Genomic DNA, 1742 nt, shown 5'->3' with positions numbered 1-1742 from the left:
CCGCGCCGCAGGAGGACGTGGTGCGGCTGGCGCAGATCCGCGCCGCCTTCTTCCGCCTGCCGGAGGACCAGCGCGCCGCGCTGCATCTCGTCGCCATCGAGGGGCTCAGCTACCCCGAGGCGGCGAAGGTGCTCGGCGTGCCGCAGGGCACGCTGATGTCGCGGCTGGCCCGCGCCCGGGCCGCGCTGCGCGCCTTCGAGGACGGGGCGCCGCATCTGAAACTGGTGGGAGGACGTGATGACGCTGCTGGATGACCCGGTGATCGCCGCCGATCTCGCCGCCTATGTCGACGACCAGCTCGACCCGCACCGCCGGATCGCGGTCGCCGCACATCTGGCGCGCAACCCGACCCTCGCCGCCGAGGTGATGGGCGACCTGCGGCTGCGCGACGAGCTGCGGCTGGCCCTCGCCCTAACCGAGCCGCGGGCCACGCCGGCCACCACCCAGGCGGCGCGCCGGCTGGCGCGGGCCATGGGGCAGGACCGGCTGATGCGCAGGCTGGGGCGGATCGCGGCGGTGGCGGCGCTGTTCGGCCTGGGCTGGCTCGCCCATAACGGGCTGGGGCCGCTGTCGGTCGGGGTCATCAACGCCTCGGAGCCGCCGCCGGCCTTCGTCGAGGCGGCGCTTTCGGCCCATACCACCAGCCGGCTGCGCATCGGCATGGAGTCGCAGCCCGAGGTGCCCGACTTCGACCCGGCCGAGATCCGCGCCGCCACCGGCATCGTGCTGCCGGAGGTGCCCGCCGGCTGGACGGTGCAGGATGTGCAGGTCTTCCCCTCGCCGCAGGGGCCGAGCGTCGAGATGTCGCTCGACGCCGGCAGCCTCGGCGCGGTGTCGCTCTTCGCGGTGCGGCCCGGCCGCTTCACCGTGCTGCAACCGCAGGCCGCCCTCCGCTCTGGCGCCACGGTCGCCTGGTTCCAGATCGGCGAGGTGGCGCATGTGCTGGTCTCGACCGAAGCCGCCAGCGCCGAACTCGAGGCCGGGGCCGAGCTGCTGGCCAGAACGCTTTACTAGTCAAACCACAGGAGACCCCATGATCCCCGCCAGAGACAGATATCAGACCGCAGGCGCCGACTACGGCCTCGACGAGGGGCTGCGCGCGCATATGCTGCGCATCTACAACTACATGGGCATCGGCCTCGCCGTGACCGGCATCGTGGCGATGCTGGTCGCGGCCACGCCCGCGCTCTACGTGCCGATCTTCTCGACCCCGCTGAAATGGGTGGTGATGCTGGCCCCGCTCGGCTTCGTGATGTTCCTGTCCTTCCGCATCGAGCGGATCTCGGGCGCCACGGCGCAGCTGCTGTTCTGGCTGTTCTGCGGGCTGATGGGGCTGTCGCTGGCCTCGATCTTCCTCGTCTTCACCGGCGCCTCGATCGGGCGGGCCTTCTTCGGCGCGGCGGCGATGTTCGCGGCCTTCAGCCTCTACGGCTACACCACCAAGCGCGACCTGACCCAGTTCGGCAGCTTCCTGATGATGGGCCTGATCGGCGTCGTCATCGCCAGCGTCATCAACATCTTCCTCGGCTCCTCGGCGCTGCAGTTCGCCATCTCGATCATCGGCATCCTGGTCTTCGTCGGCCTGACCGCCTGGGACACCCAGTCGATCAAGCTGCAATATGCCGAGCATCACGACGGCGAGACCCGGCAGAAGCTGGCGGTGATGGGGGCGCTGTCGCTCTATCTGAACTTCATCAATATCTTCCAGCTGCTGCTGAGCCTGACCGGCGAGCGCGAGTAAG

The 1742-nt window shown here is 70.1% G+C and carries 3 protein-coding genes; all 3 read left to right on the top strand.

Annotated features, from left to right (window positions below; genetic code table 11):
- The coding region (locus tag C5F48_RS23535; RefSeq protein WP_258186570.1) for a sigma factor-like helix-turn-helix DNA-binding protein at positions 1-254 on the top strand (254 nt) is incomplete at its 5' end.
- Positions 238-1014 carry an anti-sigma factor family protein gene (locus C5F48_RS23530; RefSeq protein WP_107666093.1) on the top strand — a complete coding sequence of 259 codons (777 nt, stop codon included), beginning with the start codon at positions 238-240 and terminating at the stop codon, positions 1012-1014. The genes C5F48_RS23535 and C5F48_RS23530, both read left to right, overlap by 17 nt.
- 19 nt (positions 1015-1033) lie before the next feature.
- Positions 1034-1741 (top strand): Bax inhibitor-1/YccA family protein, encoded by a 708-nt coding sequence (locus C5F48_RS23525; protein WP_107666092.1) that lies wholly within the window; start codon positions 1034-1036, stop codon positions 1739-1741.
- The last annotated feature ends 1 nt before the right edge of the window (position 1742 follow it).

Source organism: Cereibacter changlensis JA139 (assembly GCF_003034985.1).
GTDB classification, from domain to species: domain Bacteria; phylum Pseudomonadota; class Alphaproteobacteria; order Rhodobacterales; family Rhodobacteraceae; genus Cereibacter; species Cereibacter changlensis.
The sequence above is the reverse complement of the archived record's forward strand: the minus strand, read 5'-3'. Positions and strand labels throughout refer to the sequence as shown.

Coding starts and splice junctions, on each gene's coding strand:
- C5F48_RS23530 (WP_107666093.1), top strand. CDS start 238: ATGACGCTGCTGGATGACCCGGTGATCGCCGCCGATCTCGCCGCCTAT.
- C5F48_RS23525 (WP_107666092.1), top strand. CDS start 1,034: ATGATCCCCGCCAGAGACAGATATCAGACCGCAGGCGCCGACTACGGC.